1 protein-coding gene is annotated in these 20,919 nt (G+C 66.2%); it reads left to right on the top strand.

What is annotated here, in order from left to right:
* Positions 1–16: 16 nt before the first annotated feature.
* Positions 17–20,887 (top strand): non-ribosomal peptide synthase/polyketide synthase, encoded by a 20,871-nt coding sequence (locus CH256_RS06730; protein WP_256989386.1) that lies wholly within the window; start codon positions 17–19, stop codon positions 20,885–20,887.
* Positions 20,888–20,919: the final 32 nt, after the last annotated feature.

The raw sequence follows: 20,919 nt of genomic DNA, 5'->3' as shown, positions 1-20,919 counted from the left end.
ATTGGACCCGCTAGGTGTGGAAGGTGCTGGACACGACGACGGAGTCGGCAGTTCCGAGCATTCGTCGTTCCCACTGTCACCGGCCCAATTGGGAATGTGGTTCGCGCAGCACGTGGACCCCTCGGTACCCGCGAACATCGCCCAGTACATCGAACTGCACGGCGACCTCGACGTGGAGCTGCTTCGCCGAGCATCCTCGCAGGCGGCACTCGAACTGCAATCGGGATTCGTGCGCATCGTCGAGGTCGACGCCGAGCCCCGGCAGATCGTCGACCCCACCCTCGACGATTCTCTGAACTACCTCGATCTGCGCGGTGAGGCCGATCCGCGAGCAGCGGCCCTGGCGTGGATGCACGGCGACTACAGCGCGCCGATCGACATTCTCCGCGACCGACTCATCGCGGCGACCGTCCTGCGCCTCGAGGACGACGTGTGGTTCTGGTACGAGCGCGTGCATCACGTGGTGCTCGACGGCTTCGGTGCCGTCACGTTCATGAACCGTGCGGCGGAGCTGTACACCGCAGCGGTGGAAGGTACCGAGCCGAGCAAGAACCTGGCATCGGATCTGACCAAGGTCTACGACATCGACGTGGCATACCGTGATTCGACCCGTTTCGAGGCCGACCGCGAGTACTGGGCGTCACGCATCGACGGCATCGACGGAGTCACCACTCTCGCCGGGCACACGGCTCCGCCGGCAGCGAAGAGCCAGATCGACAGCACAGCTCTGTCCACCGAGACGATGGAACGGCTCGAGGCTCTTCGTGCCGAGACGGACACCACGATGGCAACCATCGTCATCGCTGGCTTCGCCGCCTACCTCGCCCAGATGACCGGACGAGAAGACGTCGTACTCTCGCTGCCGGTCACCGCACGCACCACCGCTGTACTTCGCCGTTCCGGCGGCATGGTCTCCAACGTCGTTCCCCTTCGGCTCGACGTGTCGGGAGACACCACCGTCGAGACGCTCTTCGCGCGCGTCAACGCCGAGGTCTCCGGGGCCCTGCGCCACCAGCGTTACCGGCACGAGGACATCCGGCGCGATGCAGGCTCGGCCAGTGGTCAGGCCTGGTTCTTCGGCCCGTGGGTCAACATCATGCTGTTCTTCGGCGAGGTGCGCCTCGGGTCGATGGTCGGCGGCATCAACATTCTCTCGACCGGCCTCATCGAGGATTTCGGGCTCAATCTGTACACCAGCGTCGCCGGGTCCACCACGCACATCGACTTCGAGTCGAACCCCAATCTGTACGGACCGGAACAAGCCGGCCGGAACCACGAACGCTTCGTCGATTTCTTCGCCCGCTTCGTGGCGTCGGGACCGAAGGACGCGGTATGGGATCTGGCACTGACGGACGGTCTCGAACGCGAGCAGGTCGTGGACCGGTGGAACGACACCGAGCACGAGACCGAGCCACGGACTCTGCTCTCTGCATTCGAGGCCGCCGCGGCCGCGAACCCTGATGCGACAGCCCTGGTGTACGAGGGCGAGGCGCTGACATACGGTGACCTCTCGGCGCGCGTGAACGGCCTCGCTCGCCACCTGATCGACATGGGTGTGGGTCCCGAGACGCTCGTCGGACTGTCGATTCGCCGTTCTTTCGACCTCGTCGTCGGCATGTACGCGATCGTCGCGGCGGGCGGTGCCTGGGTGCCGATCGACCCCGACCACCCCGCGGATCGCACGGCCTACATTCTGGATTCCGCACAGCCGCGGTGCGTGCTGATCTCCTCCCGCGACGAGGTGGCGCTGCCCGAGGGAACCGAGACGGTTGCGGTCGATCTCGTCGACTGTGCCGCGAGGTCCACGGCACCCGTTCGGGATGTCGAACGCACTGCGCCACTACGACTTTCGAATACTGCGTACGTGATCTACACGTCCGGTTCCACCGGACGGCCCAAGGGTGTCGCGGTCGAACACGCGGCCATCCACAACCAGATGGAGTGGATGCTCTCGGAGTATCCGATGGACGCCTCCGACGTCTATCTGCAGAAGACGGCCACCACCTTCGACGTCTCGCTCTGGGGATTCTTCCTGCCGCTGCGCGTCGGCGCGACGATGGTGCTCGCCACCCCCGACGGGCATCGAGACTCGGTCTACGTGGCCAACAAGATCGCCGAACATCGGGTCACCGTCACCGATTTCGTGCCGTCGATGCTGACGGTGTTCGTGGCCAATGCGCCGATGGGCACCTGCAGTTCGCTGCGCCACGTGTTCGTCATCGGTGAGGCCCTGCCGGTCGAGACGGCAGCGTCGTTCCGCGCGCTGTGCTCGGCGGGGCTGCACAATCTCTACGGCCCCACCGAGGCCGCGGTCTCGGTCACCTATCACCCCAGCGGACCGGAGGACACCCGCACCGTTCCGATCGGTGTCCCCGAGTGGAACACCAGGGCCTTCGTTCTCGACGGTCGGCTGCGACCCACCCCGATCGGCGAATCGGGCGAGCTGTACCTCGCCGGAGTCCAGTTGGCGCGCGGCTACGTGGGCCGACCGGATCTGAGCTCGGATCGCTTCGTCGCCAACCCCTTCGGCACCGACGGCGAGCGGATGTACCGCACCGGTGACCTCGTACGCTGGCGTAGCGACGGAGTGCTGGACTACATCGGACGAACCGATTTCCAGGTCAAGTTCCGCGGCCAACGCATCGAGCTCGGCGAGATCGAAACGGTTCTGCTCGCCAACGAATCCATCTCGCAGACAGTGGTACTGGTTGTCCAGACGGTCACCGGTGATCAGTTGGTGGCGTATGTGGTCGCGGCTCCCGGGCGATCCATCGAGTCGGCCACGGCGATCGAGTTCGCCGGTCACGCCCTACCGTCGTACATGGTGCCTGCAGCGGTCGTCGTCCTCGACGCCCTGCCGTTGAACACCAGCGGCAAGCTCGACCGAAAAGCGTTGCCGGAGCCGGTGTTCAGCAGTGCGAAGAAGTACCGGGCTCCGCAGAGCCGAGCGGAGTACGTCGTCGCGGGCATCTACGAGGATCTGCTCGGAGCCTCCAAGGTCGGTCTGGACGAGGACTTCTTCGAGCTCGGTGGCAACTCTCTGATCGCCACGCAGTTGGTGACGCGAGTCGGCAGCGCTCTCGGTGTGCGCCTCGGTGTCCGTGAGCTGTTCGAGGCTCCCACGGTCGGCGCACTCGCGGCCAGGGCCGAATCGGCGGCCCGGCTCGGGGCGGACACCCCGGTTCTGGAGTCGCGGGAACGCCCCGAGCGTATTCCGCTCTCACCTGCGCAACAGCGGATGTGGTTCCTCAACCGCTTCGACCCGACCACCGCGGCGTACAACCTGCCGTTCTCCGTTCGTCTGACCGGCCCGCTGGACGTGGTGGCGCTGTCTGCCGCATTCGCCGACGTCGTCGATCGACACGAAACGCTGCGCACCGTCTACCCCGAAGTGGACGGCTCACCGGAACAGGTCGTACTCACGGCCGCACGGACTCCGGCGACGATCCTGCCGGTCCGCATCGAACGCGACGAACTGGGTGGACGGCTGCACGAACTGGTCGCCAAGGGATTCGACGTCACGGTCGACACACCGTTCCGCATCGCACTCTTCGAGATCTCACCGACCGAACACGAACTCGCGATGGTGCTCCACCACATCGCCGCCGACGGCGCGTCGTTCGGCCCACTGGCGCGGGACGTGCTGGTCGCGTACTCGAGCCGCGTCAAGGGGCGCGCACCCGAGTGGACCCCTCTCGAGGTCCAGTACGCCGACTACGCGTTGTGGCAACGAGCGGTGCTCGGTCCCGAGACCGATCCGCAGTCGTTGGCGTCACGCGAAATCGCCTACTGGAGCGCAACTCTCGAGGATCTGCCCGATCAACTCGCGCTGCCGTCGAGCAGACCACGGCCCGCCGTGTCCTCGAACGCGGGCAGCAAGCTCCGGGTGGGCGTTCCGGCGCATCTGCATGCCTCGCTTGCGAACCTGGCCCGAGCGAACAACGCCTCGCTGTTCATGGTCATGCAATCGGCGTACGCGCTGCTGCTCGCCCGGCTCAGTGGTACCACCGACATCGCCATCGGTGCGCCCGTGGCCGGTCGGGGAGAACCCGCACTCGACGACCTGGTCGGCATGTTCGTCAACACGCTCGTACTGCGCACCGAGGTCGACCCGGCGTTGACGTTCGAGGATCTGCTCTCGCGCGTACGTGACACGGATCTGTCCGCGTTCGCGCATGCAGACGTGCCGTTCGAGCGCCTCGTCGAGGTGCTGAACCCGGTCCGCTCGACGTCTCGGCACCCGCTGTTCCAGGTCGCGATCTCACTCGAATCGGCGATGTCTCGTGAACTCACCGTCGGCAGCCTGCGCGCGGAAGCCGCCGAATTCGATGTTCCCATCGCCAAATTCGACATACAGCTGTGGCTGACCGAGCACCTCGACGACGGAGCGCCCGCGGGTATCGATGCGGTGTTCGAGTACGCAACGGATCTGTTCGACGAAGATCTCGTCGAGAGCTTCGCGCGTCGCTTCCTGGCGATTCTGGACGCGGTCACCACGGACGCGACAGTGCCGGTCGGTGACGTCACGATCGTCGACGCCGCAGAGCACCGTGCCGTGGTGTCGCAGTGGAACGTCTCGGGAGACGACGTCTCACGAGAGCTGACCCTGGTGGATCTGCTCGATGCAGCTGCCGCGAATCACCCGGACGCCGTCGCGGTGCGATTCGGTGGCTCGTCGATGACCTACGCGGAGTTCGATGCGCAGTCCAATCGCCTTGCGCGCGTTCTCGTCTCGCACGGCGTCGGCCCCGAAAGCCTGGTCGCCGTAGCACTTCCTCGGTCGGCGGAACTGGTCGTCGCGCTCGTCGCGGTGATCAAGGCCGGCGGTGGATACCTCCCCGTCGACCCGAGCTACCCACTCGACCGGGTCGAGTACATGCTCGACGATGCTCGCCCCACCACCGTTCTGTTGTCCGGCTCGGACCGAGTCGAACTGCCGTCCGACGTCGAATCACGTACCGGCGCAGCGCTGCTCGATATCGACACCGTCGATCTGTCCTCGGTGTCCGACGATCCCGTCACCGACGAGGATCGGACTGCTCCGCTGCGGCCCGACAACGTCGCCTACGTCATCTACACCTCGGGTTCGACGGGGCGTCCCAAGGGCGTGATGGTTCCGCATCGCAACGTCGTTCGGCTGCTCGACAACACCGATTCTGTCTACGGCTTCGGTGCCGACGACGTTTGGACGATGTTCCACTCCTACGCATTCGACTTCTCGGTGTGGGAGCTGTGGGGACCGTTGCTGTACGGCGGCACGTTGGTCGTCGTCGACTACTTCACCTCACGGTCGCCGGAGGCATTCCACCGACTGCTCGTCGACGAGCAGGTCACGGTGCTCAACCAGACGCCGTCGGCGTTCTATCAGCTCTCCGAGGCCGATCGCACGACGGCGACCGCGCACGGCGAATTGGTGCTGCGGTACGTGATCTTCGGCGGCGAAGCCCTCGAACAACGACGGCTGACCGGCTGGTTCGAACGGCACGGGCACAGTGCGCCCCAGCTCGTCAACATGTACGGCATCACGGAGACGACCGTGCACGTGTCCTACCGTGCGCTCGATGCCGCGTCCGTCGAGACCAGTGCGTCGGTGGTCGGTAAGCCGATCGCCGGGCTGCGGGTATTCGTACTGGACACTCGCCTGCACCCGGTTCCGGTCGGGGTGCCCGGTGAAATGTACGTCGCCGGTGGACAACTCGCCCGCGGTTACCTCGGTCGCCGGGAACTGACGTCGGTCCGCTTCGTGGCGAACCCGTTCGCGTCGGGAGCCGACGAGGGATCGCTGCTGTACCGAACCGGTGACCTCGCACAGTGGAACGCCGCAGGCGAACTCGAGTACCTCGGACGTTCCGACGACCAGGTCAAGGTTCGCGGATTCCGCATCGAACTGGGTGAGGTCGAGGCGGCGGTGTCCGCGCAGCCGACCGTCACCCAGGCCGCCGTGGTCGTGCGCGAGGACTCGCCCGGTGCAGCTCGACTGGTCGCCTACGTGGTGTCCGCCGCGGTCGAGGGCAGGCCGATCGTCGACATCGAAGACATCAGAACCGGTATCGCAGAGGTACTTCCCGAGTACATGGTGCCGTCGGCTTTCGTCGTGCTCGACTCGATCCCACTGACCGTCAACGGCAAGCTCGATCGCCGGGCACTGCCGGCTCCGGTGTTCGAGGTGCGCGAGTTCCGCGCCCCGACCACACCGATCGAGGAGATCGTCGCCGACGTCTTCGCCGACGTTCTCGGCGTGGAACGCGTGGGTCTCGACGACGACTTCTTCGAACTCGGCGGCAACTCGCTGATCGCCACGCAGGTGGTCTCGCGCCTCGGAGTCGCTCTCGATGCGACCGTGCCGGTGCGCATGCTGTTCGAGGCATCGACCGTAGCGCTGCTCGCGGTACGGGTGGAGCAGGCCGCAGGGGAGGGCGGCCGCGTCGCGCTCGTCGCAACCGTGCGGCCCGAGCGCATTCCGCTTTCGCTCGCGCAGCAGCGAATGTGGTTCCTCAATCGATTCGACGCCGATTCGACCGCGTACAACATTCCGTTCGCACTGAGACTGACCGGCGAACTCGACGTCGCCGCGTTGCAGGTGGCGATCATGGACGTCATCGACCGTCACGAATCGCTGCGCACGGTCTATCCCGACACCGCGGCCGGCCCGCAGCAGACCATCCTCGACGCCGCGCAGACGGTGCCGAACCTGATGCCCGTTCCGACGTCCGCGACCGATATCCAGCGGCAGGTCTTCACGCTCGCGTCGACGACGTTCGACGTGACGGTCAACGTTCCGATTCAGGCTCGCCTCTTCGAGATCGGTCCCCGCGAGCACGTCATCGCCATGGTGGTGCACCACATCTCGGCCGACGGCTGGTCGATGGGTCCACTGGCCCGCGACCTCATGATCGCGTACGCCTCACGCACCGCGTGGGAGAACCCGGCGTGGATGCCGCTCGAGGTGCAGTACGCCGACTACAGCCTGTGGCAGCGTTCGGTTCTCGGCTCCGAGGACGATCCGCACTCGCTGATCTCCGGTCAGGTCGACTACTGGGCCGACATGCTTGCCGGTCTGCCCGACCAGCTGGACCTGCCGACCGATCGGCCGCGCCCGAATCGTCAGTCGTACCAGGGATCGTCGATCCGATTCGAGGTACCGGCCGAGGTCCACCGAGGCCTGTCCTCGCTGGCCCACACGCACAACGCATCGCTGTTCATGGTCGTGCACGCCGCTCTGGCGGTACTGCTCGCGCGCCTGTCCGGCACCGAGGACATCGCGATCGGTACCCCGGTCGCAGGCCGCGGCGACGCAGCCTTGGACGACGTGGTCGGCATGTTCGTCAACACCCTCGTGCTGCGCACCGACATCGAGTCGGGTCGCACGTTCTCGGAGCAGATCGGCCGCGCCCGCGAGGTCGCGCTCGGTGCGTTCGGGCACGCCGATCTGCCGTTCGAGCGCTTGGTCGAGGTGCTGAACCCGTCCCGGTCGCAGGCTCGGCACCCGCTGTTCCAGGTGATGCTCTCGTTCGAGAACCTCACCCGTACGCACGTGGACCTACCCGGACTGTCGGTGGACAGCGTCGCCCTGGATGCCGAGGTGGCGAAGTTCGACCTGCAGCTGACCGTCACCGAGTCCATCGGAGTGGACGGTCGCGGACAGGGCATGGCAGCCGAGTTGACCTACGCGACCGATCTTTTCGACGCCGCGACGGTCCGAGGATTTGCCGAACGTTTCGTGCGGATGCTCACTGCCGTGGTCGCAGATCCCTCGCTGTCGGTGGGAGACATCGACCTTCTCGACGACGGCGAGCGCGAGCGCGTCGTCACGGCGTGGAACCGGACCGAACACGACGTGCCGAAGCAGGTGACGTTGGTCGACCTGTTCGACCGTCAGGTCGACCGGACCCCCGATGCACCGGCTCTGGTGTTCGAGGGGGAGCGGCTGACGTATGCGGAGTTCGCGGCGAGAGCCAATCGTCTTGCGCGACATCTGGTGTCGACCGGTGTCGGGCCCGACTCCCTCGTGGGGCTCGCCATCGGACGCAGCCTCGACCTGTTCGTGGGTATGTACGCGATCGTCAAGGCCGGAGCCGGGTACGTTCCGATCGATCCGACGCAGCCGGCCGATCGCAACGAATACATCGTGGCCACGGCCGCACCGGTCCGAGTGCTGTCCACCACGCGAGATCATGTGGAGTTCGCCGGGGTCGAGACGATCGATATCGACACACTCGACGTGTCCGACATGTCCTGGACGCCGTTGACCGACGCCGACCGTGCAGCCCCGCTGCGGCCCTCGAACATCGCCTACGTGATCTTCACGTCGGGATCGACAGGTCGCCCCAAGGGGGTCGGGGTCTCGCACGAGGCGATCGTCAACCGCCTGCTGTGGATGCAGCACGAGTATCGGCTGGACGCCGACGATGTGGTGCTGCAGAAGACTCCGTCGACCTTCGACGTCTCGGTGTGGGAGTTCTTCTGGGCTCTGCAGAACGGCGCATCGGTCGCCATCGCTGTTCCGGACGGTCACCGCGACGCGATGTATCTGCTCGACGTCATTGCGCGCGAACATGTCTCGGTGGTGCACTTCGTACCGTCGATGATGTCCGTCTTCGTCCCCGAGGTGGAGCGACGCCGAGCATCGGGTGCCACACTGCGGCTGGTGTTCGCATCCGGCGAGGCACTGGCTCCCACCACGGCTCGTGCACTACGCCGAGCTGTCAAGGGAGTCGAGCTGCACAACCTCTACGGCCCGACGGAGGCCGCCGTCGACGTCACCTATCACGCTGTCACGGACGAGGATTCGGACGTGATGCCGATCGGTGCGCCGGTGTGGAACACCGCCGTGTACGTGCTCGACTCGCGGCTGAATCCCACTCCCGTCGGTGTCGCAGGTGAGCTCTATCTCGCAGGTACACAGCTGGCTCGCGGCTACGTGAGCCGCCCCGACCTGACCGCGGATCGCTTCGTGGCACATCCGTTCGCAACGGGCGGGCAGCGCCTCTATCGGACCGGCGACGTGGTGCGGTGGAACCGTGACGGCGAGCTGGAGTACGTGGGTCGTTCGGATTTCCAGGTGAAGCTGCGCGGCCTGCGCATCGAACTCGGCGAGATCGAATCCGCATTGCTGGCACAACGCTCCATCTCTCAGGCAGTCGTCGTGGTCCGCAACGACCAACTCGTCGGGTACGTCGTACCGTCCGGTGCCTCGGTGGAGACCGGAGCCGTCCTCGGTGCCCTGCGCTCTCGACTCGCGGAGTACATGGTGCCGTCGACGCTGATCGTGCTCGAGGAGTTTCCGCTCGGTGCCAGCGGAAAGCTCGACCGCAAGGCTCTGCCCGATCCCGCTTTCGAGGTGACCGAGTACCGGGAACCGACCAACGACATCGAACGCACCGTTGCGGAGGTCTTCGCCCAGGTCCTCGGAGTCGAGCGCGTCGGTCTCGACGACGACTTCTTCGAGCTCGGCGGAAACTCCCTCATCGCAACACAACTGGTGTCACGACTGGGCGTCGCCATGGACACTCGAATTGCGGTCCGAGAGCTGTTCGACACCTCCACGGTGGCCGATCTGGCCGCGCGGTTGGGCACACTCGTCGCCACCGGAAGCCGTCCGCCGCTGGTGCCTCAGCAACGGCCGCAACACATTCCGTTGTCGCTCGCGCAGCAGCGGATGTGGTTCCTGAACAAGTTCGACGTCGAATCCGCAGCCAACAACATCCCGATCGCCGTGCGACTGTCCGGTCTGCTGGACCGTCGCGCAATGCAGATCGCGGTCGCGGACGTCGTGGCTCGGCAGGAGTCCCTGCGCACGGTGTTCCCGGAGACCGACGGAACCGCACATCAGGTGATCGTCGACGCAGCCACGGCCACACCGGATCTGACGCCCGTCGACATCGCCGCGCACGAGGTCGCGGATGCGTTGCGAGAACTGGCGACCACCGGATTCGACCTGTCGAAGGACCTGCCCTTCCGAACCAGGCTCTTCGAGGTCAGCCCCACCGAGCACCTGCTGGTGTTCGTCGTCCACCACATCGCGGCCGACGGGTTCTCACTGGGCCCGCTCACCCGAGACGTGATGAACGCGTACGCGGCTCGCTCGCTGAACCAGGAGCCCTTCTGGTCTCCGCTGCCCGTCGACTACGCCGATTACAGCCTCTGGCAGCGCGAAGTACTCGGTTCCGAGGACGACCCGCAGTCGGTCGTCTCGCAGCAGATCGACTACTGGACAGCCACGCTGGCCGGCCTTCCGGATCAGCTCGACGTGCCGTCCGACCGACCGAGGCCTGTCGTGGCGTCGAACCGTGGCGCGCTCGTACGCTTCTCCATCGACGAAGATCTGCACCGCGCGCTGATCGATGCCGCCAGAGCAGAGAACGCCTCGCTGTTCATGGTGGTGCACACCTCGTTGGCCGTACTGCTGTCGCGGTTGTCCGGCGAGGCCGACATCGCGATCGGCACCCCGGTCGCCGGTCGCGGTGAGGCCGCCCTCGACGACTTGATCGGCATGTTCGTCAACACGCTGGTGTTGCGCACCGAGATCGACACGTCACGGCGATTCGACCAGGTTCTCGCCGATACCCGCGAGACCGACCTGTCGGCTCTGGCCCACGTGGACGTACCGTTCGAGCGGCTGGTCGAAATTCTCAACCCCGCCCGATCCACGGCTCGGCATCCCCTCGTGCAGGTGGTACTCGCGTTCCAGAACCTGGGACAGAAGGATCTCGAACTGCCGGGACTGTCGGTCTCCGGTGTCGATTTCGAGACGCTGGTCGCACTGTTCGATCTGCAGTTCACGTTCGTCGAGTCGATCGGTCCGGCCGGTGCCCCACAGGGCATGGTCGTCGACGTCACCTACGCCACCGATCTCTTCGACGAAGCCACGGTTGTCACGCTTGGCGATCGGTTGATCGCTGTTCTCGAAGCCGTCGCCGACAACCTCTCGACCGTGGTCGGCGACATCGAGCTGCTCGAGCCCGTCGAACGCAGTCGGGTGCTGGTGGAGTGGAACGACACCGCGCGCGAGCTCGACCGGGCACAGACGTTGGCCTCGCTCGCCGGACAGGTCGACTCGACCTCCGCCGCACTGATTTTCGTGGGCGACACGCTCGGCTACGGCGAATTCCAGGAACGGGTCTCCCGTCTGGCGCGGTTCCTGATCGCCCGCGGTGTCGGACCCGAGAGCGCGGTGGGCATCGCTGCCCGTCGCTCGGTGGAACTCCTCGTCGGCATTCACGCGATCATCGCCGCCGGCGGTGCGTACGTACCGATCGATCCGGACCAGCCGACCGAGCGGATCGCACACATTCTCGGAACCGCGGAACCGGTGTGCGTGCTGACCACCTCACGTGACGCGGTGGAAGCCGACGGCTACGAGGTGCTCGATATCGACACCCTCGATCTGTCCGGCTTCTCCGATGCACCGATCACCGACGCGGACCGAATCAGTGCGCTCGCACCGTCCAACACCGCCTACGTCATCTTCACCTCGGGTTCGACCGGGCAGCCCAAGGGCGTGGCCGTCTCACACGAGGCGATCGTCAACCGCCTGCTGTGGATGCAGTCGGAGTACGAGCTGAGCCCCGATGACGTGGTGCTGCAGAAGACCCCCGTCACGTTCGACGTGTCGGTGTGGGAACTGTTCTGGCCGTTGCAGATCGGCGCCACGTTGGTCATCGCCAAGCCCGACGGCCATCGTGACCCTCAGTACCTGCTCGAGACGATCGAGGCACAGTCGGTCACCACGGCGCACTTCGTACCCTCGTTGCTCGAGGTCTTCGTCTCCGTCGTGGCAGCTGCGCCGTCGCCTGCGGCCGGCTCTCTGCGGACGCTGTTCGCATCAGGAGAGGCGCTGCCCGCCGAGGTCGGCGATAGGCTCCGTCGCGTCCTGCCGGGCGTGGCTCTGCACAACCTCTACGGCCCCACCGAAGCGGCCGTCGACGTCACCTACCACGCAGTGACGGAGGCGGACGTCGACCTCGTCCCGATCGGTGTCCCCGTGTGGAACACCAGAACGTACGTCCTCGACGCTCGACTGTCTCCGGTCGCTCCTGGGGTTGCCGGCGAGCTGTACCTCGCCGGAGTTCAACTGGCCCGCGGATATCTCGGACGAACGGACCTGACGGCCGATCGATTCCTTCCCGACCCGTTCGGAGAACCGGGCTCGCGCATGTACCGCACCGGTGACCTGGTGCGCTGGCGCGCGGCGTCCCCCGGTTCAGGACGGTTGGAGTACCTGGGCCGCACCGACTTCCAGGTCAAGCTTCGAGGACTGCGCATCGAACTCGGCGAGATCGAGACCGTGCTGCGCAAGCATCCGTCCGTGGAATCCGCCGTCGTACTGGTTCGGCAGACCGTTGCCGCGGGCGATCAGCTGGTCGCATACGTCGTACCCACGGTCGGCGGGACCGTCGACGTCGCCGAACTGACGGAGTTCGCGTCGCGTTCGCTCGCGAGCTACATGGTCCCGGCCGCGACCGTCGTGCTCGACGCGCTGCCACTGACGCCCAACGGCAAGCTCGATCGTCGCGCTCTGCCGGAGCCGAACATCGAGCAGCGTGTGTTCCGTGCACCGACCACCACGTCGGAAACCGTTGTGGCAGAGGTCTTCCGCGATGTTCTCGGCATCGATGTGGTCGGTGTCGACGACGAGTTCTTCGCGCTCGGCGGCAACTCCCTCGTCGCCACGAGAGTGGCGTCCAGAATCGGCGCGGCACTCGACACCACGGTGACCGTTCGGACGATTTTCGAGGCATCGACCGTGTCCGCCCTGGCGGCCAAGCTCGACGAGCTCTCGGGTTCGGGCCGTCGAATTCCGCTGGTGCGCACCGACTTGCCGGATCTGGTGCCGCTCTCGCTCGCGCAGCGCCGGATGTGGTTCCTCAACCGGTTCGACCCGGAGTCCGCGACGGAGAACCTCCCCGTCGCCATCGAGCTCAGTGGCAATCTCGACATCCCCGCTCTGCGCGCAGCAGTGGCCGACGTGATCGAGCGGCACGAGTCGCTGCGAACGGTCTACCCCGAGGTCGACGGTGTGGCCTCCCAGGTGATCGTTCCGGCGGAGCGGGTGGTTCCCGATCTGATGCCGACTGCGACCACCACAGCCGAACTGCCGGCGGCGCTGGCGGCGCTGGCCATGGGCGGGTTCGACGTCACCGCGGAGCCGCCGTTGCGTGCTGCGCTGTTCGAGCTGGGCTCGGACCGCCACGTTCTGGCGTTCGTCACCCACCACATCGCTGCAGACGGCTTCTCGATCGGCCCCATGACTCGGGATCTGATGGTCGCGTACGCGGCCCGGAGCGCGGGCACCGAGCCCGGTTGGGCTCCGCTCGCCGTCCGCTACGTCGACTACACCCTCTGGCAGCAGGCCGTTCTCGGTTCCGAGGACGATCCGTCGTCACCGGTCTCGAACCAGATTCGGCACTGGACGAGGGCATTGGCGTCGCTGCCGGACGAGGTCACCTTCCCCGGCGATCGCGCCCGCCCGGACAGGTCGTCGTATCGCGGCGGCAACATCACGCTGGCCCTCGACGCAGCCACGCACGGACGCCTCGGCGACGTGGCCCGCGCCAACCAGAGCTCACTGTTCATGGTGCTGCACTCCTCGCTCGCCGTGCTGTTGGCCCGGCTGTCCGGTGAGACCGACATCGCGATCGGTACTCCGGTCGCAGGACGCGGTGAGGCCGCGCTCGACGACGTCATCGGGATGTTCGTCAACACGCTGGTGCTGCGGACCGACATCGATCACGGCAGCGCCTTCACCGAGCTGCTGGCTCGGGCACGCGAGAGCGACCTGTCGGCGTTCGCCCACGCCGAGGTGCCGTTCGAGCGGCTCGTCGAGGTACTCGACCCACCGCGGTCGGCGGCTCGGCACCCTCTCGTCCAGGTGATGCTCACCGTGCAGAACATGGAGCAGACCGAGCTCGAACTCCCCGGCCTGAGCGTGCGCGGCGTCGATCTCGACGTCGAGACGGCCAAGTTCGACGTTCAGTTCACGTTCACCGAGAACCACGTCGACGGCGGCATGACCGTCGACGTCACCTTCGCTCGCGATCTCTACGACGACAGCACAGCGCGTGTCATCGGGGAACGTCTGATCCGCGTCCTCGAATCCGTGGCAAGCGATCCGAGTCAGCGAATCGGCGACGTCCCCGTGATGGACGACGCCGAACGCGGCCGTGTTCTCGCACTCGCCCAGGACGCGCCTGCCGTTGCCGATTCGCTCGACACGATCGTCGATCTCTTCGCCGCTCGGGTGGCCGAGGACCCGGACGCTCCCGCAGTGGTGTTCGAGGGTGCCTCCAGGAGCTACCGAGAGATCGACGAGTCCTCGACGGCACTGGCGAGAATTCTCGCCGGCCAGGGGGTCGGGCCGGAGTCGCTGGTGGCCGTCGTGCTGCCGCGTACCGCCGATCTCGTCGTCGCACTGCTCGCGGTGCTCAAAGCCGGCGGTGCCTACGTTCCGATCGATCCGTCCTACCCGGCCGACCGTATCGAGTTCGTACTCACCGATTCTCGTCCGGTGGCCGTCCTGACGTGGACCGGTGTGGACGCGGAGCTCCCCGCAGCGCTTCCCCGGATCGATATCGACACCGCCTCGACGGTGGGCGACGTGTCGGTGGCCGAGCCGATTCCGGCCACCGCGGCTGCGACGGCGTACGTGATCTACACCTCGGGCTCGACGGGCAAGCCCAAGGGCGTACTCGTTCCGCATCGGAACGTCGTACGGCTGTTGGCGAACACCGAGCGGCACTTCGACTTCGGTCGAGGCGACGTGTGGACGCTGTTCCACTCGTTCGCGTTCGACTTCTCGGTGTGGGAACTGTGGGGCCCGCTCACCACCGGCGGCAGCGTCGTCGTGGTCGACTACTTCACCTCCAGGTCGCCGGAAGCATTGCGAGAGCTGCTCGTTCGTGAGCGCGTCACCGTTCTCAACCAGACTCCGTCGGCGTTCTACCAGCTCGATCAGGTCGATCGGACCGCAGGCTCGACAGGCGACTATTCGTTGCGGTACGTCGTGTTCGGTGGCGAGGCGCTGGAACTGCGACGACTGGCCGGTTGGTTCGATCGTCACGGCGACGAATCCCCGCAACTGGTCAACATGTACGGCATCACCGAAACCACCGTCCACGTCTCGCACCGCGTCGTGGACACGCAGTCCGCAGCGCAGGCTTCGGGATCTCTGGTGGGACGCGCCATCTCGGGGCTCTCGGTGTACGTACTGGATTCGCGACTGTCCCTGGTGCCCGCGGGCGTGCCGGGGGAGATGTACGTCTCCGGTGGTCAGGTTGCGCGCGGGTATCTCGGCCGAGCCGGTTTGAGCGCAACGAGGTTTGTCGCCGATCCTTTCGCAGGCGACGGATCGGTCCTGTACCGCACCGGCGACGTGGCACGGTGGTCGACCGACGGCGAACTCGAATTCGTCGGTCGCGCCGACGATCAGGTCAAGATCCGCGGTTTCCGAATCGAGCTGGGCGAGGTCGAATCCGCCGTCGCGTCCGCTCCTGCCGTCGGGCAGGCCGCGGTGATCGTGCGCGAGGACACTCCCGGTGCCGCACGCCTGGTTGCCTACGTCGTGCCCGCGGCCGAGTCGACCATCGACATCGACGTCGTCAGGGCAGCGATCGGGGAGCACCTTCCCGAGTACATGGTGCCCTCGGCGTTCGTGGTTCTCGATGCGATTCCGTTGACCGGCAACGGAAAACTGGACCGACGAGCGCTGCCCGAACCGGCTGCGCGCACGCGTGAGTTCCGGCCACCGACCACTCCGGTGGAGGAGATGGTCGCCGACGTCTTCGCCGACGTTCTCGGAGTGGAGCGCGTCGGTCTGGACGACGACTTCTTCGAGCTCGGCGGCAATTCGCTGGTGGCAACGCAAGTGGTGTCCAGGCTGGGTGCCGCAGCGGACACCACTGTCCCCGTCCGCGCACTGTTCGAGGCCCCGACCGTCGCGGCTCTGGCAGCGCGGGTCGAGCAGGGTTCGGGCGCAGGCGCGCGTACGGCGCTGGTGGCATCGACGCGACCGAGCCGAGTACCGCTCTCGCTCGCGCAGCAGCGGATGTGGTTCCTCAACCGCTTCGATTCCGAGTCCACGGCGTACAACATCCCGTTCGCGCTTCGGCTCAGCGGGCGTCTCGACGTCGACGCGTTGCAGCGTGCCGTCTCCGACGTGATCGAACGTCACGAGACTCTGCGATCGGTCTACCCGGATTCACCCGAAGGCCCGCATCAGGTGATCGTGCCGATGTCCCAGGTGCCCACCACTCTCGAGGTGATCGACACCGACGCGGAGTCGGTGACCGCGCGGGTTCTGGAGCTCCTGTCGGCGACGTTCGACGTCACCACCCACGTTCCGCTGAAGACCGCACTCTTCCGAGTCTCGAACACCGAATTCGTACTCGGCATGGTCATCCACCACATCAGCGCCGACGGTCTGTCGGTGATGCCGTTGTCCACCGACGTCATGACCGCATACGCCGCGCGCACCCGTGGTTCCGATCCGGCGTGGTCACCGTTGCCGGTGCAGTACGCCGACTACGCGCTGTGGCAACGCCAGGTTCTCGGATCCGAGGAGGATTCGGAATCGATTGCTGCGCAGCAGATTCGGTACTGGGAAAGCGCTCTGGCCGAGCTGCCCGAGCAGATCGAACTACCGCTCGATCGCCCGCGACCCGCCGAGCAGACCTTCCGGGGCAGCCGCGTCGACTTCCGGATCGACGCAGCCGCGCACGCTCGACTGACCGAACTGGCACGCGCACGTAACGCGACGGTGTTCATGGCCGTGCACGCGGCGTTCGCCGTGCTGCTCTCGCGCATGTCGGGATCGTCGGACATCGTCGTCGGAACTCCGATCGCGGGTCGCGGCGAAGCAGAGATCGAGAACCTCGTCGGGATGTTCGTGAACACGTTGGTGCTGCGGCTCGACGTAGCGGGCGGTGCGAGCTTCGAGGACCTCCTCGACGCGGCTCGGGAAACCGATCTGCAGGCTTTCGCCAACTCCGACATACCGTTCGAGCGGCTCGTCGAGGTCGTCAACCCCACCCGGTCGACGGCGCGTCACCCGCTGTTCCAGGTCGGCTTCTCGTTCCAGAACTTCGCGCGCCGAGAATTCCAGCTCGACGGACTGGATATCTCGGCCCTGGACACCGAGACCGGAACGTCGCAGTTCGACCTGCATCTGATCGTCTCCGACGCATCGAGCGGCGACGAGGCGTCGGGCGGGGCCGATGCGTTGTTGACCTACGCGACCGACCTGTTCGATGAGCGCACCGCGCGTTCGCTCGTAGCCCGGTTCGAGGCCGTGCTCGACGCTGTCACAGCGGCACCGTCGACCCCGATCGGCGATCTCGATCTGTTCCTCGACGGTGAGCTGCCCGCCATCGTCGAGGAGTGGAACGACACCGACCGCGACTTCGATTCGGCAGATGGCACGACGCTCGCCGATCTGTTCGCGGGCTCGGCAGCGCGCAACGGTGACGCCGTTGCACTCGTGCACGACGACGGCACGCTGACGTACGGCGAGTTCTCCGAGCGGGTGTCGAGCCTGGCCCGTCATCTGATCGGTCTGGGTGTCGGACCCGAAGTGCCGGTGGGGCTTGCCATTCGGCGCTCGGTGGATCTGCTCGTGGGCATGTACGCCGTCTCCGTGGCCGGAGGTGCCTACGTCCCGATCGATCCGGATCAGCCGGCCGAGCGCAACGCGCTCGTGTTGGAGACCGCAGCTCCGCTGTGCGTACTGACATCCGGTGCTGTCGGCCCGGAGATCTCCTCTGCAGCAACGGTCGTCGATCTGGCGCAACTCGATCTCGAGGGCTACTCGTCCGCGCCGGTCGAGACCTCCGAGCGCTGCGGTGAACTCTCCGCCGACACCACGGCCTACGTCATCTTCACGTCCGGCTCCACCGGCCGGCCCAAGGGCGTGGCGGTCTCGCACGGCGCAGTGGTCAACCAGTTGAACTGGCTGCGCGCGGAGTACGGCCTCGACGAGACCGATGCGTCTCTGCTCAAGACCGCAGCGACGTTCGACCTGTCGGTGTGGGAGTTCTGGTCGCAACTGACCTCGGGTGGGCGACTCGTCATCGCGAACCCGGAGGGTCATCGCGATCCCGACTACCTGCTCACGCTGATCCGTCGGCACGCGGTGACGACGTTGCATCTGGTGCCGTCGATGTTGTCGATGCTCGGCACCGTTGCCGCGGGCGAGCTGTCACCCGATCTGCGACGTGTCCTGGCCATCGGTGAAGCACTACCCGCAGCGGTGGCACAGGACTTTCGGCGGCACAACGGTTCCACCGAGCTGTTCAACCTCTACGGCCCGACCGAGGCTGCGGTGTCGGTGACCTCGCATCCGGTCACCGATGCCGACACCGTCACCGTGCCGATCGGCGTGCCCGAGGCAAACACCGCCGTGTTCGTGCTGGACTCGCGCCTTCATCCGGTTCCTGCCGGAGTCACGGGAGAGCTCTATCTCGCCGGTGCGCAGCTGGCGCGAGGATATTTCGGCCGAGCAGACCTGACCGCCGAACGGTTCGTCGCGAATCCGTTCGACGCGAACGGAACGCGGATGTATCGCACGGGCGACCTCGTGCGCTGGCGGATTCCGCTCGTCGACGGCGCACCCGCGGCGGCCCGCCTCGAATACATCGAGCGTGCCGATTTCCAGGTCAAGATTCGCGGCTTCCGCATCGAACTCGGTGAGATCGAGGCAGCCCTGCGCACACAGGCGACGGTCGCCGACACCGCCGTCGTGGTGCACTCCGGCGAATCGATGGGGGACCAGTTGGTCGCCTACGTCGTCGGTACGTCCGGAGCAGTACTCGACGTGGCGAGTGTCGAAGCCGAACTCGCCCGCGCCGTGCCGTCGTACATGGTTCCGGCAGCGTTCGTCGTCCTCGATGCCCTTCCGCTCAACGCCAACGGCAAACTGGATCGACGGGCACTTCCGGCACCGCAGTTCGAGGTTGCCGAGTTCCGCGCCCCGGTCACTCCGGTCGAAGAGATCGTCGCGGCCACCGTGGCGGAACTGCTCGGTCTGGACCGTGCCGGACTCGACGACGATTTCTTCGCGCTCGGCGGAAACTCATTGGTCGCAACGCAATTGGTCTCGCGGCTGGGCCAGGCTCTAGACGCCCAGATCCCGGTGCGAGCTGTGTTCGCGGCCTCGACCGTCGCAGGCCTCGCCGCCCACATCGCCCCGCTCGTCGGGGGCGGTGCGCGCCGAGAACTGACCGTTCGTGAGCGGCCCGATCTGCTTCCACTCTCGATCGCTCAGGAAAGAATGTGGACGATCAACCGGATCGACCCCGGTTCCTCGGCGTACAACATTCCTGTCGCGGTCCGGCTGACCGGCGCACTCGACGTCGACTCCCTGCGTGGGGCATTCGACGACGTTCTGGGGCGCCACGAAATTCTGCGCACGGCGTACCCCGATTCTGTGGACGGGCCGGTGCAGCAGATCGTTTCCGTCGCCGAGGTAGGGGTCGATCTGACGCCCGAGCGGGTGGAACCGGATGCAGTGATCTCCCGCCTGACCGAGACCCTCGGTGCCGGGTTCGACGTCACGAAGTCGGTGCCGGTGCGCGCTGCGTTGCTGCAGGTCGCCGACAACGAGCATGTGCTCGCCGTGGTGGCACACCACATTGCTGCCGACGGTTTCTCGATGGGTCCGCTGATCCGCGATGTCATGGTGGCGTACACCGCTCGGATTGCGGGGGAGATGCCGGCATGGACTCCGCTGCCGGTCCAGTACGCCGACTTCGCGCTGTGGCAGCGTGACGTGCTCGGCAGCGAGAACGATCCCGAAAGTCCACTCGCGAAGCAACTGGCGTATTGGACGACCGAGTTGGCAGGAGCGCCGGAACAGTTGGCACTTCCGCTGGATCGGCCGCGACCGCCTCGCCCGACGATGCACGGTGCCTCGTACGAGTTCTCGTTCGGCACCGACATCGCATCGGCGATCGAGAAGATCGCTCGCGAACACTCCGCGACGACGTTCATGGTGGTGCACAGTGCCTTCGCCGTGCTGCTCTCGCGGCTGAGCAACTCCTCCGACATCAGCATCGGCACACCCACTGCCGGTCGCGGTGAACAGCAACTCGACGAGCTCGTCGGCATGTTCGTCAACACGCTCGTGCTGCGAACTCGACTCGATCAGGGCGGCACGTTCGCCGAGCTGTTGCAGCAGGCCAAGGACAAGGATCTGGCAGCGTTCGGCAACGCCGACGTCCCGTTCGAGCGGCTCGTCGACGCACTGGGCAGGGCGCGGTCGAGTGCCTACACTCCGCTGTTCCAGGCGATGCTGACGTTCCAGAACCACGTGACCGGATCGTTCGAGTTGCCGGGTCTGCACGTGCAGGCCTTGCCCGCGGGCGACGACCAGGCCAAGTTCGATCTGCAGCTGACCGCCGTCGAACGATTCGACGACACCGGAGCACTGCGCGACATCGAGGCGACGTTCACCTACGCGACGGCGATCCTCGACGAGTCGTCGATCGCGACGTTCGCAGATCGGCTGCTGCGGATTCTGAATGCCGTGGTCTCGGATCCGGATGTGGTGCTGCGGTCCATCGACATCCTCTCCGAGGAGGAGAAAGCGGAGTTCGCACCGCGAACCAAGCCCAAGACGGTAGACGATCTGCCGGATCTGATTGCCCGCGCAGCGGCCGTCGCACCCGATGCGGTGGCCCTCGAACACGAGTCGACGACGGTCGATTTCGCTGCTCTGCACGCCAAACTGGCTCAGATGTCGGCAACGATGGGCTCGGCGATGAAGCCGCAGGCTCTGGTGACGGTCACTCTGTCGGCACTGGTTCCGGGGATCTTGCCCGCCCTCGGTGCGGAGGGGCTGAACACCGCTCTGGCATCGTTGATCGAACGGGCGGAGTCGGTGATCGCGTCGTCGTGACGAATGCCGAGCTCGCCGGTTGTGCACGTGGA

Source organism: Rhodococcus sp. 05-2254-6, assembly GCF_002258565.1.
Lineage (GTDB): Bacteria > Actinomycetota > Actinomycetes > Mycobacteriales > Mycobacteriaceae > Rhodococcoides.
This window is presented reverse-complemented; position numbering and strand designations above follow the sequence as displayed.